14 protein-coding genes and 2 pseudogenes are annotated in these 12,689 nt (G+C 64.4%); 6 read left to right on the top strand and 10 right to left on the bottom strand.

The window, feature by feature from the left end; all coding sequences use genetic code 11:
* The first annotated feature begins 212 nt into the window (after positions 1–212).
* Positions 213–842, top strand: coding sequence for a DUF5134 domain-containing protein (locus tag G6N50_RS21385; RefSeq protein WP_083094412.1), 630 nt, complete (start codon positions 213–215; stop codon positions 840–842).
* A 9-nt stretch (positions 843–851) separates the two neighbouring features.
* On the opposite strand, the gene G6N50_RS21380 is transcribed toward G6N50_RS21385, so the two are convergent.
* The 3 genes from G6N50_RS21380 to G6N50_RS21375 all read right to left on the bottom strand — a co-directional run bounded on the left by G6N50_RS21380 (position 852) and on the right by G6N50_RS21375 (position 2,487).
* Entirely contained in the window at positions 852–1,592 is a 741-nt protein-coding gene (locus G6N50_RS21380) for an SDR family NAD(P)-dependent oxidoreductase (protein ID WP_083094413.1), read from the bottom strand.
* A gap of 54 nt (positions 1,593–1,646) precedes the next feature.
* Entirely contained in the window at positions 1,647–1,931 is a 285-nt protein-coding gene (locus G6N50_RS29920) for a hypothetical protein (RefSeq protein WP_083094414.1), read from the bottom strand.
* 82 nt (positions 1,932–2,013) lie between these two features.
* A complete protein-coding gene (locus G6N50_RS21375; protein WP_083094415.1) occupies positions 2,014–2,487 on the bottom strand; it encodes a GtrA family protein in 474 nt (157 codons plus the stop codon).
* A gap of 115 nt (positions 2,488–2,602) precedes the next feature.
* Here G6N50_RS21375 and G6N50_RS21370 point away from each other — a divergent pair, with 115 nt between their 5' ends.
* Positions 2,603–2,998 (top strand): hypothetical protein, encoded by a 396-nt coding sequence (locus G6N50_RS21370; protein ID WP_083094416.1) that lies wholly within the window; start codon positions 2,603–2,605, stop codon positions 2,996–2,998.
* 62 nt (positions 2,999–3,060) lie between these two features.
* Here the strand turns inward: G6N50_RS21370 and G6N50_RS21365 are convergent, their stop codons facing one another.
* The 5 genes and pseudogenes from G6N50_RS21365 to G6N50_RS21345 form a co-directional block, all read right to left on the bottom strand.
* Positions 3,061–3,396: a GAF and ANTAR domain-containing protein gene (locus G6N50_RS21365; RefSeq protein ID WP_158086052.1), complete on the bottom strand. Its 336-nt coding sequence runs from the start codon at positions 3,394–3,396 to the stop codon at positions 3,061–3,063.
* 287 nt (positions 3,397–3,683) lie between these two features.
* Positions 3,684–3,920: pseudogene (locus G6N50_RS21360) on the bottom strand (MCE-family protein); the annotation flags it as partial.
* A 352-nt stretch (positions 3,921–4,272) separates the two neighbouring features.
* Positions 4,273–4,422: pseudogene (locus G6N50_RS21355) on the bottom strand (SDR family oxidoreductase); the annotation flags it as partial.
* A gap of 406 nt (positions 4,423–4,828) precedes the next feature.
* Complete coding sequence (locus tag G6N50_RS21350) at positions 4,829–5,248, bottom strand: DUF732 domain-containing protein (protein ID WP_232068811.1); 420 nt, start codon at positions 5,246–5,248, stop codon at positions 4,829–4,831.
* Positions 5,249–5,343: 95 nt separating this feature from the next.
* Positions 5,344–6,789, bottom strand: a complete 1,446-nt coding sequence (locus G6N50_RS21345; RefSeq protein ID WP_083094418.1) for a class I adenylate-forming enzyme family protein — start codon at positions 6,787–6,789, stop codon at positions 5,344–5,346.
* 119 nt (positions 6,790–6,908) lie between these two features.
* Between G6N50_RS21345 and G6N50_RS21340 the strand changes: the two genes are divergently transcribed.
* From G6N50_RS21340 to G6N50_RS21325, 4 genes are all read left to right on the top strand, one after another.
* Positions 6,909–7,730: an SDR family NAD(P)-dependent oxidoreductase gene (locus G6N50_RS21340; RefSeq protein WP_083094419.1), complete on the top strand. Its 822-nt coding sequence runs from the start codon at positions 6,909–6,911 to the stop codon at positions 7,728–7,730.
* The gene (locus G6N50_RS21335) at positions 7,727–8,869 is read left to right on the top strand and encodes an acyl-CoA dehydrogenase family protein (protein WP_083094420.1); all 1,143 of its coding nucleotides are present in this window, start codon (positions 7,727–7,729) and stop codon (positions 8,867–8,869) included. Before G6N50_RS21340 ends, G6N50_RS21335 begins: the two co-directional genes overlap by 4 nt.
* The gene (locus G6N50_RS21330) at positions 8,866–9,312 is read left to right on the top strand and encodes a Zn-ribbon domain-containing OB-fold protein (protein WP_083094421.1); all 447 of its coding nucleotides are present in this window, start codon (positions 8,866–8,868) and stop codon (positions 9,310–9,312) included. The genes G6N50_RS21335 and G6N50_RS21330 overlap by 4 nt, the downstream gene beginning before the upstream one ends.
* A gap of 87 nt (positions 9,313–9,399) precedes the next feature.
* On the top strand, positions 9,400–10,518 hold the full coding sequence (locus G6N50_RS21325) for a phosphotransferase (protein ID WP_083094422.1): 1,119 nt from the start codon (positions 9,400–9,402) through the stop codon (positions 10,516–10,518).
* Between the two features lie 7 nt (positions 10,519–10,525).
* On the opposite strand, the gene G6N50_RS21320 is transcribed toward G6N50_RS21325, so the two are convergent.
* Both G6N50_RS21320 and G6N50_RS29515 read right to left on the bottom strand, forming a co-directional pair.
* Positions 10,526–10,942, bottom strand: coding sequence for a Zn-ribbon domain-containing OB-fold protein (locus tag G6N50_RS21320; protein WP_083094423.1), 417 nt, complete (start codon positions 10,940–10,942; stop codon positions 10,526–10,528).
* Entirely contained in the window at positions 10,939–12,684 is a 1,746-nt protein-coding gene (locus G6N50_RS29515; protein WP_083094424.1) for a thiolase C-terminal domain-containing protein, read from the bottom strand. The genes G6N50_RS21320 and G6N50_RS29515 overlap by 4 nt, the downstream gene beginning before the upstream one ends.
* Positions 12,685–12,689 lie beyond the last annotated feature (5 nt).

Below are 12,689 nucleotides of genomic sequence, written 5' to 3'. Positions count from 1 at the left end.
GCCACGAATTGTCAACCACGAGAAGCGTGGTGCCGCACGACGTGTCGGGGGGTGATTGAAACGTGCCCGAACCGTTACCGCACCCCTCGGGGCGGGGCTGGGTCCTCGACACTCTTGACTATCGTTGGCTCGGATACCCCATAGGGGTACGGTAGCGGCATGGACGCGACAGTACGGCGGGCGGCATTCGCCAGGTCACGAAATTGCAGGCCATGATCGACGCAGGCCCGCTGCGCTGCGCGGTCACCATTCTTTTCGGCGTCAGCATCACAATGTACGCGTACCTCGCTGTCGCACAACGTGATCGATGGACATGCCGGGTCAACCATCTGCTGCATCTGGCGATGTCGGTCGCGATGGTCTCGATGGTGTGGCGCGTCGGGCTGGGCCTCCCGACGATAGGACCGATGCTCTTCTTTTTGCTGGCCGGGGTCTGGTTTGTGGGCGCGGCGGTGTGGTCCTCATCGGCATCCCGCCAGCGGCTGAAGACGTCGTACTACGCGGCGATGATGGCGGCGATGGCGTGGATGTATGCGGTGATGAGCGGGGGTGTGCCGGGCATCCACTCACCGCCGGATTCTGCGGTGATGGACATGCCCGGCATGCGGTCGCCGGGACCCAACATGTCGTCGGCGACGACGGGATCGTCCTGGGTAGCCGCGGCGAACTGGCTAGGTGTGGTGGGGTTCGCCGCGGTGGCGTTGTATTGGGCATACCGCTTCGTCGGCGAACGGCGAATGGTTAGTACACCGGCCGCGGCACGTCTTGCGCGCATGGAACCCGTGTATCAGGCGTTCACCGCCGCCGGCACAGCGCTCATGTTCGACGCGCTGATCAGGTGACCGGTCGGGCTATCCGGCCCCCTTGCCGTTGTCGACTCGATAGACCGCGCCATGGATGGCGGCCGCGGCGTCGCCGGCGAGGAAGGCGATCACGTTGGCGACGTCGAGGGGCTGCATCATGCCGCGCGGTGACGCTGTGCGCATGATCAGGTCGTAGTTGGGATCGTCCGGCGCGCTGAATCGTTCGATCTGCGGTGTGAGCATGCCGCCGGGGCATACCGCGTTGACCCGCAACCGATCCGCCGTGTACTCCACCGCCAGCGCACGGGTGAGACCGATCAGGCCATGCTTGGCGGCGCAGTAGCCGGCCGAATACGCCTGACCCTCGACTCCGGCGATGGAGCTGACGTTGACGATGTTTCCGCCGCGTTCCAGCAGATGGGGCAGCGCCGCCCTGCTCAGGAAGAACGGCCCGTTCAGGTTGACCGCAAGGTCGTGTTCCCAGTCGTCGTCGGTCATCGACTCCGTCCGGCGCATCTGGTGATGCCCGGCCACGTTGACGAGGACGTCCAATCCACCGAAATCACGGACGCACTGCTCGACCGCATCCTGGCAGGCCCGCGCCGAACCGATGTCCACCGAGGCAAATCCGCCACGTTCGACGTCGGCGAACACCTCGGCCAAGCGTCCGGGGTCGCGGCCGATGCCGAAAACCGTTGCGCCCTGTCGGGAGAACAACCTGGCCGTTTCGGCGCCCAGGCCCGACGACGCCCCGGTCACCAACGCCACTTTGTCCTGGAGTGCAGCCATGCCAGTTTCGGTCCTTCTTCGTCACCGTCGAATCCGCGGAATACCTGGTGCACCTTAGTAGGGCCGTGACCGCACCACACCACCGCGTCGAAGTTGAAGTGGCGCAATTACTCTCAACCCGTATCTGCCAGCCAGGTCGGAGAGGAGGCGCTCGGCCTGGAAGCGCTGCTGGATCCGGCGTGCCGTGATCAGTGCGAGCAGGTTGATGGCCTGCCTGCCCAGCGCGATCCGGCTAGTGCGCTTCCGCCAGCTTGGCGGTGTCGAGGCCGCGCGCCGTCCGAGAAAGTAGCCGACGCATGTTGCCGTCGCGAGCGCGGCGATGACCGCGATTACCGTCACGTGTTGAGCGTCCTGGGTCTCCGTCGCGGCAAGGTCACGCGCGGGCTACACCTCGGCCACCAACTGCGCGTCGGCGCACGGGTCAGCGGCGGAAGACCGCCCACCGCATCGCGCTGTACATGTACACCGCCTCACACATGCCCGCCACCAGTCGAGACAGCTGATAATGCACTCCGAAGGCCGTCAACGCGGTAGTGACCCCGAGGATGAACGCCAAGTAGTTGACGACGACCACCACGACGTAGACCACCACCTGGGGACCGACCGGCGCATGGGACCGAAAGTTGAAAATGCGATTGAGCGCGTAGCTGAGCGCGAAGGCGCAAACGTAGGCAACCGTCACGGCGATCGGCACCGGCAGGCCGAGCACCCCGCGCAGGCTGGTGAGGATCGTCAGATCGAGGCCGAAGGTGAAGCCGTTGATCACGCAGAAGCCGACGAACGTCGGTGCGACGATTGCCCCGATCCCGAACGGCAGCCGCCTGACGAACGCCTCACACCAGGCGTGGAACCGGCCGGCCAGGCGTGATTGGCCCACCGACGGTTCCGCTCGCACATGAGCACGGTGACATGACCAGGTATCCACCACATGATCACTTGGCCAACAACGGCGAACGGTGGGGTCTTCGCGTTGCGCCGATCGCCGGCGTCGAGGCCCTACGATCTGGGTTGTGGACGAGATGCCCCACTACACGGGCCCGATAGATCCCGCCAACCGCAATATCTTTGGGGCATGCTTGTCGCTGCTCGGGTTGGCGACGATGATGCTCGCACTCCTTCTATCGCTGACGGCGACGAACAACCGCGCTCTGGCGTTCAAGCTGGAGGCCGGTTTCTTTCCACCGTTGTCCGAATCCGCGGTGCAGTCAGCGCGGACCGAAATCGTCATCGCCACGGTGCTGACCGTTTTGTCGACCGCTTCGGCGGTGACGGCGGTGATCCTCCGCTCGACCATCGCGTGGCGGATCATGGGCGGCGTCACCCTGCTGGGCTTGATTCTGGTCGGCCCGCTGTTGTGGGCCTGCTACGACATGGCGTTTCTGACGTCTGCCGAGCTATCAACGTGATTCGCATCCGGCACGTCCACGATTTCAAGGGCGGGGAGCCGCTGTTCGGCGACGATCCGTGACTAGGGGATGACGACTTGGCCGGTCGCGGCAAGGTCTTGGGCGAGGTCGACCACCTTGCGATTAATTTGCTTTGAGGCTCGCACGAGCAGATCGTGGGCTTCGTCGGCGGTGATGCGATGCCGTTCTATCAGGATGCCCTTGGCCTGGCCGATGACGTCGCGGTTGGTCATCGCCTGGCGCAGCCGCGTGGTCCGTTCGGCATCGCCGATCGCCAACGCGGCGTGGGTGGCGACGAGTTGGGCGAGGTTGCGCGCGGTGTCATCAAGTGCCCCGGGGTCACTCGCATAGAGACTCAACGAGCCGAGCGTTCGGTCGTCGACCAAAGGGGCAGGCACAGCATCGACAGGACACCGAGTTCGATCGCGCGGTCCACGAACCGGGGCCACCTGTTTTCCTCGCGCATGTGAGCGATCTCGATGGTTGTTGATCGCGCGATGCGTCGATGCTGGGGCCACTGCCCATCCGGTGTTGCAGGCTGTCCAGAACAGGCGGCGCGTCGCCATGCAGGGCCTGGGGCACCAACTTCCGTTTGTCCACCAGGTTGATGCCGGCGGCCTGGGCCCCGCTGGCCGCGGCGGTCGCCGAAGCGACGATTCCGTCAAACGGTCGCGGTTGTGACGCATCAGTAGTCGTCTCGTTCGGCGTAGGCGCCGTGGAAGAGAAACTGCGACGTCGACGGAGCGTCGATGGACAGCTCAGTGTTGGGTTGGTAGGGCACGTAAGCGTTGTCGGTGACCAGGAACGGGGAGCGGTACCACGAACCGCCGGTTTGCTTGCTGGGAATGTCGGGCAGGCCTCGGCAGTTGGGGCCGCCGGAAGCATTAACGAGGGGCAGGCTCTCGGGGTAGGTGTAGGCGGGTTGTCGGTCGGAGTGAACGCGGCGGTATAGGCCAGGTAGGTAAACGCGGTGGCCGCCGCAAGAAGGACGGCGAGAACCAGCGCGGACAATCGTCTTGCACGCTTGCTTCCCCGCAACTGCACTGCGCCTACCTCCCGTGATCGGCGGCTGTCGGTCTAGATCCGTGGTTACCTCGGTCATGGCCCCACGCCGCTCTCACCGGCCAGGACCGGGGTCTTGGCCGGGCACGACCCGTGAGTGCGCATTCGGTCGAGATTTCCTTGTCCAGCGAGATCGCTTGTCTGGTCATCGGATACGGTCGACGCACTCTCCTTTTGCGCGCTGGTCCTGGGGCGCTGCGTTCCCGACTGTCCTATTTGGCGACATAGCCGCCGTCGATCGGGAGCAGCACGCCAGTGATGTTTCTGGCCTCGTCCGAGCTGAGGAAGACCGCCGCGTCTGCGCAATCCTCGGCGGTGATGATGCGGCCCAGCGGATGGATGGATGCGACGACGTCGATGAAGCTCGCTCTCGGGGACGAACTACGTGATTTGGTCGCTGGCATCAACTGTCCCACAAGAGTTTTACGAGGAGAGCGAAGCAAGGTCATCGATATCGATGCTGCGAAAGAGCTCGCCGGACTGATTCCCGGTGCCACCTGGGCGCAGGTGCCCAACGCCGGACACACCATCCAATCCAGCAACCCCGTGGGCGTAGGCACCGAAATACTCGATTTCCTCGAAGCGATGTTCGATCGTTCAGCCCGACCCAGTGGCTCGTCACCGCGATGAGGCTGATGAGTCGAGAAAGTGAGCTGGTAATCCGATACGCCGGTCGCGTTTATAAGGGCGGCCCAGTCGGTGTGAAGGTCGAACGTCACGTCGAGCGGCTGGACAGCCGGCGCCCGAGTGATTATCGACGGGGCAGCTTCAGTAATAAGTGCTGGAGCTGGGTGCTCCGTCCGGCGGTATGTATCCGCCTGCCGAGTTCCGCAGCTGCCATATCAGCTCAGGGCAAAGCAAGTTGACGGCATACCCGACCACGTAGTTGGCCGCGAACTGGTCATTGGGGGTGACGTCGCGCTTAACGTCGCCGATGACTTGTCCGTACCCTTCGCCTTGGCCGACCTTGTCGCAGACTCCGTGGCCGTAGGCAAGCGCGTCGTTGTTCGGAAAGTGGTATTGCCGCCTCACCGTCATGTCGTAGACGTACTCAACCTCAGGATTTGGGGCAGCATTCGCCCGCGGTGCCGGCGCCAGAGGAATCCCGCCGACGACAGCCGCGGCGACGATCGCGGCGACCAGCGACTTCCGACTATTCATGTGACCCGCTTGCACGACGATCGGCATAGATTCAGACGTTAAACTATATAACGGGATCAGGACAGCTATTTCGCTCGACTATGCCAGCAAAACCGCCTGTTACTGGCGGTATTGCGACTCGCTCACGTCGCCCTGGCGCGTTGACGCTTCAAGTGTGATTCCCGAAGTTGGGCGCGAACGACCTTGCCCGCACCGTTGAGTGGCAGCTCGGCGACCAGGTACCAATAATGCGGAATCTTGAAGCCGGCGAGCGTGAAGCGGGCGAAAGAACTCAGCTCCTCGGGCCGTGGCGGCCGCGCCGCGTCTGTCGGAACTATGAACGCGGCCAACGTTTCTCCGAGTCGCCGATCCGGCACGCCCACCACGCCGACCGCGGCGACCGCGGGGTGGGCGCTGAGCACATTCTCGACTTCCGCCGGGTAGATGTTCTCCCCGCCGCGAACCACCATGTCGTGCCGCCGACCGCAAAGGCGGAGATAACCGTCGGCATCCAGCACGCCCAGATCACCGGTGTGCAACCACCCATCGGCGGTTTGGGCGGACAGGTGCGCCGCGGCCGCGAGCACTTCGCCGATTCCCGCCCGGTCCGGCCCGTCAATCTGCAGACGAAGGCCGCTCACCGGCCGGCCCACGGTGTGCAGAACGTCGGGGTTTTTGGCCGCGGCCAATCGGTGGTCGTCTGGGCCCAAGCTGGTGATCGGGCTGCCCTCGGTCTGACCGTAGAGGCTGACCATTGCGACGTCCGGCAGGACGTCTAGAACGCGTCGCAACGTCTCGACGGTGATAGGCGAGGCGCCATAGATCATGGTCTTTAGCGGAACTGCGTCGAGAAGCGCCTCGCTGAGCAACATCTCGATCATGGTGGGCACGAGGAGGCAGTGGGTGGCATCGAGTTGCTTCAAGTTGCGCCACCAATCGAAGGAGAATCTGGTGGTGGGAATAACCGACGCCCCGGCAGTGAGAGCTACCAGAACGTTGCCAAGGCCGCCTATGTGATGAAGCGGTGAGCCGGTGGCGTAACGGTCGTCGGGCCCAATGCCGATCAGGCGACGCAATAGGTCGGCGCGTGCGTCCAGCACTTGCTCGGTGAGCGAGACTCGCTTGGGAATTCCAGTCGTCCCCGCGGTGTGTAGGTAGATCGCTGTAGGACCTGGTTCCGGATGCAATGGACGCCTGGACACCGGCAAGAAAGGTATCGTCATCGCTCGTATCCCAACCGCATCTGCAACGTGGCGAGCCGTCCCAGCGAATGCAGTCTCGGCGAGCAGGACTGACGAGCCGCATCTGCGCACCGTCTCAGCCAGTTCTGCGGGAGTCTGCCGCGGCCCGAGCGGAGCGAGCGGTCTGTTGGCGGCGGTACCGCCGAGTAGCAGTGCAAGCGCGTCGGCGTTGGTGGTGAGCAAAGCAGGGATCGGCCGGCCTGCCTGCACGTCGAGGCCGCCGAGCAGGTCCGCGGCGGTGACGGCCCTTCCGATCAGTTCGCGACCGCTAACGGAGCCCACTTCGCCGATGACCGCTGCACGTTCACTGTGTTCGTGGACTGCGCAGATCCGTTCGAGCCACGTCATCCGAGCGGTCGAACTGGACCAGTCAGGTGCTTATCTATCAACGTCTCCCCTCACGGTTTCGCCAAAGCGATAAATAGTTTACTGTTTGCGTGAACTGTCGCGAAGGAGGGCACGGTAACGTGCGGATCATCGTAACGGGCGGAAACAGCGGCGTCGGCAAGGCGACCGCACACGCAATGGCCGCTGCCGGCCACGACGTGGTGATCGCCTGCCGGAGCCTGACAAAGGCGTACGAAGCCGCGTCCTCGATGCCCGGCGACGTCGAGGTGCGTGAGCTCGACCTGGCCGACCTCACCAGCGTCCGCAAGTTCGCCGATACCGTCGACTACGTCGATGTGCTGGTGAATAACGCCGGTGTGCTGGGCTTGCCACTGACCCGAACGGCCGACGGCTTTGAAGCTCACATGGGCACCAATCATCTTGGCCACTTCGCGCTGACATGTCTGCTGGGCGACCGAATCCGCGATCGAGTCGTGTCGGTGGCCAGCACCAATTACAACACCGCCCGCATTCACTTCGACGACCTCAACTACCACCATCGCCGCTACAACCCATGGTCGGCTTACGGGGAGTCCAAGCTGGCAAATCTGTTGTTCGTGCGCCAATTGGTCGCCCGCGGCAAGACGGCTTATGCCTCGGACCCCGGCATGACGGACACCGCGATCACCCGCGACGGTTCGGGTGTCCTGCAGTGGGCCGGCCGGGTGCTCTCGCCACATATCGCGCAAAGCCCGGCCGACGGCGCCCGCTCGACCGTTCAGGCGATCACCACGACGCTGCCCAATGGCACCTACATCGCGCCGCGCGGCCTGATGCACCAGTGGGGAAAGCCGAAGCCGACAAAACTCAAAGACAAGGCCCGCGACGCCGACAGCGCGCGACGGCTGTGGGATCTCTCTGCGGAGTTGACCGGTTGCGACTGGCAGGGCAGCCGTCCATGACAGTCGAGCGGCTGCTGCCGACACCCGAAGCACGCGAACTCGTTCGACTGGCCGCCGATTTCGCCGACAAGGTGCTCGATCCGATCGTCGACGAGCATGAGAAGAACGAGACCTATCCCGACGGAGTCTTTGCAACCCTAGGTGAGACCGGGCTGCTGACACTGCCGCACCCGGAGGAATGGGGCGGTGGCGGCCAACCCTATGAGGTGTACCTACAGGTCCTCGAGGAATTAGCGGCTCGCTGGGCCGCAGTCGCCGTCGCAGTCAGCGTCCACGTCCTGTCCTGCCATCCGTTGATCGCGTTCGGCACCGCCGAGCAACAACAGGAGTGGCTGCCGATCATGCTGGGCGGCCAGACGATCGGCGCCTACAGCTTGTCCGAGCCGCAGGCCGGTTCCGATGCCGCCGCCCTGATCTGCAAGGCCACCGCGACCGACGGCGGTTACCGGGTCAACGGCGCGAAGGCCTGGATCACCCACGGCGGCATAGCAGATTTCTACAGCCTCTTCGCCCGCACTGGTGAAGGTGGACAGGGTATTTCGTGCTTTCTGGTCGACAAAGACACCGACGGACTCACGTTCGGCAAGCCCGAGGAGAAGATGGGCTTGCATGCCATTCCGACCACCACGGCACACTATGCCGATGCGTTCGTGTCTGACCAACGCCGGATCGGCGCCGAAGGGCAGGGCCTACAGATCGCCTTCAGCGCATTGGATTCCGGGCGCCTGGGCATCGCCGCGGTCGCCGTCGGACTCGCCCAGGCAGCGCTCGACGAGGCCGTTTCCTACGCCCAGCAGCGGACGACGTTCGGCCGCAAGATCATCGATCATCAGGGCCTGGCCTTCCTGCTGGCCGACATGGCCGCCGCCGTCGACTCCGCGCGCGCCACGTACCTGGACGCAGCGCGGCGCCGCGATGCGGGACTGCCCTACTCGCGCAACGCTTCAGTGGCGAAGCTGATCGCCACCGATGCCGCCATGAAGGTCACCACCGACGCGGTACAGGTGTTCGGCGGCTACGGCTACACCAGGGACTACCGAGTCGAGCGCTACATGCGCGAAGCCAAGATCACCCAGATCTTCGAGGGCACTAACCAGATTCAGCGACTGGTCATCGGCCGATCGTTGGTTAAATCATGACCTACCAACGTCCCCAGTTGCGGTTGGCGCCCAGCCCTACCGCCGAGTCGGTTGCGTTCTGGACCGGTGGTCGCAATGGCGAATTACTGATCACCCGCTGCCACGGCTGCGGCCACTTCTTCCACCCGCCGGGACCGGCGTGTTGGCGCTGCCGCAGCACCGACGTTGCGCCGGAACCCGTCTCCGGGCGGGCAACCGTCGTGGCATATACGGTGAACCGCCAGAACTGGATTCCTGGTTTCGAACCGCCCTACATCGTGGCGATGGTTGAGCTTGCCGAGGAGCCCGATACCCGCCTGATTTCCAACTTGGTCGACGTCGCCCCGGACGAGATTCATGTCGGGATGGCTGTCGAAGTCTTCTTCGAAGACTGGACCGCGCTTTCGGGCGAGGAGGACAGCCGGGTGTGGTTGCCGTTGTTCCGCCCGGTCGAACCGACGTAAAGGCGCTCCAATCCGGCTCAGTACTAAGGCTTCGCTGCTAATGTGACAGTTAACTGTCATACCTGAATCTCAACGGTGAGGATTGCGATGACCGGCCAAGCCCTGCACGTCACGCTCCAGTCCGCCGACGACCTCACGCCCGAGATTTTGACGTCGCTGTTACGCCGACACGATCCCGAGGCGACGGTTACCGGCGTCACGGTCGGACACACCTGGCAGGGCACCACGTCGCACCTGCACCTCGATGTGACCTACGCCGATCCGCATACCCGACTTCCACAGCGGCTCTTCAGCAAAACGCAATTGAGGACCGTGCACGACCTGCCGGAGGCGTTCGACGAATCGTTGTCCGAGGGCGGCGGCGGCACCGTGCTGTACGACGACGAGACGAGGTTCTACCGCGATCTGCGTCCGGACCTGAACGTCGAGACGATGACAACCTATTTCGCCGACCACCTGGACGGTCCGTCGCAGTTTCTGATTCTCGGAGAGGACATCACCTTACGCGGCGCCCAGGTTCCCGACGCGGTAGCCGGGCTTACCGCCGAGCAGGTCGACGCGTTGCTCGCGACGTTGAGCGACGTGCACGCCCCGTTCTGGGGCAGCCGGCGGCTGGCCGACGGCGGCGACCTGTCCTGGTTGCAGGATCCCGTCACCGGCGGGTTCGCAGCTTTTCTGCGTGACAACGGCTTTGCAATCATCCGCGCCTTGATCGAAGCCCCATACAAGACGGCGCTGCTCGATGCTTCCGGCACCGACATGGACGGCATGGAAGCGGCGTTCTGGAGACTTCAGGAGCGGGTGGCCCGCGATCCGATCACGCTGCTGCACGGCGATCCGCATCCGCGCAACACGTATGTGCTGCCGGACGGCCGAATGGGTGTCCTCGACTGGCAGCTGATTCGGCGCGGCTCGTGGTCACACGATGTCGGCTATGCCTTGATCGCCGCATTACCCCCGGAAGTTCGGCGGGCCCACGAACGCGAGCTGCTGGACAACTATCGCGGCCGGCTGTCCGACGCTGGCGTCACCTCGCTACCCGACCCCGAGGCGATGTGGACCGCGTATCGCCAGAGCCCGGCCTGGGGCTTCTGCATGTGGGCGATCGCGCCCGACCAGATGTACTCGGTTGAAGTCGTCGGCGCCGTGCTTGGCCGGTTCGCGGAGGCATATTCCGACCTGGGTACCGGCAAACTGTTGAGCTGACTGCCGTCTACGGCTGTTTGATGGCGAATTCGGGTATTCGGTAACCGCTTTCGCCAAGTGCGACGATGCGCAGTCCTACCTGCTGACCGATTCGGACGTCGGCCGGATCGGCATCGATGACCGCATTGATCCGTAGTCCCGGCTGCTCCGCGAGTTCGACGAGACCGACGACATAGGGGGGCACACGGCCGGGAACGAGGGCTTGGCGCACAACGATATAGCTGAAGATCGTGCCATCGCCGCTGACTGCCTCGAAGTGCACGGGGCCACCGGTGTACCGGCTGCGTTCTAGCGGCGGATGGATCCACTTCCCGGTGTCGTCGCAGCGGCAGAGCATGAGCTTGCCGTTCTTCAGGCCTTCCCAGTACGGCCCCGAATCAGGGTCGGGAACCGGAATCGGCGCCGCCAGTGCCGGATTCGTCATGGGTGCTCCTTGCTGTACACGTTGGCGCCGCCGAAGGGACCGCCGCCCGCGGTGACCAGCGCCAGTTGTGCGTTCTCAACCTGACGCACACCGGCTGCGTGTCGCAGTTGCAGCGCCGCCTCGTAGTGGTGGTTGAGGCCATGGATGTAGCCCTCGGACAGCAAGCCACCGTGCGGGTTGACCACCACGTCACCGCCGTAGGTGGCGCGTCCGGTCGAGAAGAACTTGCCCACTTCGCCTTTCTCGCAGAAGCCGAATCCCTCCATGGTGGCCATCACGGTATATGTAAAGCAGTCATACATGCAGGCCAGGTCCATGTCGGCGGGACTCAGACCCGTCTTCTCCCAAATCTTTGGACCTGCTGTGCGCGAATACATCTCGGTGGGGTCGTCCCACTCGCTCCAACCGGCACCGCCTTGCGAGTTCGACGATCCGACGAGCCACATCGGTGGCTGCTTGGTATCGCGGGCGATGTCCTCGCCGACGATCAGCACCGCCACCGCGCCGTCGACCTCCGAGGTGCAGTCCAGTACCCGGAACGGCTCGTTGATCCAACGCGACGCGAGATAGTCGTCCATGGTGAGCGGTTCGCGGCGCAGCGCGTGTTCGTTGGATCCCGCATGATTTCGCTGGGTAATCGCGATGTGCCCTAAATCCTCACTGGTTGAGCCGAATTCATGCTGATGCCGACGCACGCCGTCGCGTTGCAGCGCAATCACTCTGTCCCGCAGCGCATCCTGGTCACCGGCGAAGGCTTGCAGAACGGTGGCCCGCCTGATGTAGAGGTGGGCGTCGTGCTCCCAGGTGTAGCCGATGCCGCCATGCACCTGCACGTTCTGCAGCGCCACCCGCTGATAAGCGGTCAGCGCATGTCCGGCAGCCATGGCCGCGGCGAGCTCGGCCTCCGACCCAACGGCGCGGGCGGCGTCCCAGATGGCCGCGACTGCCAGTTCGGTGTCGAGCAGCATGTTCGCGCAGTGATGTTTGACCGCCTGAAACGAGCCGATGGGACTGCCGAACTGCTCGCGGCCGGCGGCGTACGCCGTCGCCATCTCCGTACACGCGCCCAGCCCCCCGACTGCTTCGGCCGCGGCCAGCAGCCGGAGAATGCGCGCGGCTACGCCGGCGGCGTCCGGGAAAACCTCGGCGACCTGCACGGAGGCCAGGCTGACGACGACCACCGGTGCAAGCAGCTGGTCCACTGAATCGACAGTTCTGGTGCTGAGCCCGTCATCGGCCTCCACCAGGACGAGGTCGTCGCCGACAGGAAGCAGGAACAGGTCCGCGGCGGCCTCGGCCAATGCGGGCACCTTGGTGGCCGAGACCATCGAATCACGAACGGCGGCATCGCCGTTGGTGCCGATGCCCGCCACCATGTCACCGGACACCAGCCGCGGCAACCACCGCTCACGCTGCTCGTCGGTCCCGGCTTCGGCGATCACCGCGGACACCGTGACAGTGGGCAGAAACGGCCCACCCACCGCGGCGCGACCGAGTTGCTCCAGCACGATCGTCAGTTCGGGCAGTCCGTAGCCCTGACCGTCGAACCGTTCGTCGATGTGCAGGCCGAGCCACCCGGTAGAGACCATCTCTTTCCAGAGTCCGTCGGTGGACCACCACCGACTGCCTTTGTCGCGATCGAGCAGGATCCGACGGGCACCCGCGGTTCCCGCGCGCCCGGCGACCATTGCGCCCGCCACGTCGGCGAGGGCGCGGTGGTCTTGGGTTATCGCCAATGGCATTGATA

The sequence above is a fragment of the Mycobacterium mantenii genome (assembly GCF_010731775.1).
GTDB lineage: Bacteria > Actinomycetota > Actinomycetes > Mycobacteriales > Mycobacteriaceae > Mycobacterium > Mycobacterium mantenii.
Note: the sequence above shows the minus strand (reverse complement) of the source record. Positions and strands in the feature narration are given on the sequence as shown.